The organism is Mycobacterium sp. IDUB_37, from assembly GCF_055419245.1.
The window spans coordinates 1-310 of sequence record NZ_JBVAXG010000054.1; the positions used below are offsets into that span (position 1 = coordinate 1).

Consider the following 310-nt stretch of genomic DNA (forward strand, 5'->3'; position numbering starts at 1 on the left):
TACTCGCCCTACCCCTGCTCCTGAGCCTGTTCACCTACGCCGTCCCCGGCGACGCCGGACTCTCCCTCGCCGCAGCCATCACCCAACAAACCAAACAACCCACCCAATTGCTGGTGCTGCTGATCATCGGCGGGGCCTTGATGGGCTGCGCCGGATCGATCCGGGAGATTGTCAAAGAGCAGGCCATCTACCAGCGTGAACACAACATCGGACTCTCCGGCGGCGCCTACCTTGCCTCCAAACTCGCCGTCCTGGGCGTAATCACCGGCCTCCAAGGACTGATCCTCGGATTCCTCGGCGTCGCCTTCCT

Annotated in this window: 1 pseudogene; it reads left to right on the plus strand. The window is 62.9% G+C overall.

The annotated features are described in order from the left end of the window. Nucleotides 1-310 (plus strand): annotated as a pseudogene (locus ACZY1I_RS32275) (ABC transporter ATP-binding protein); the annotation flags it as partial.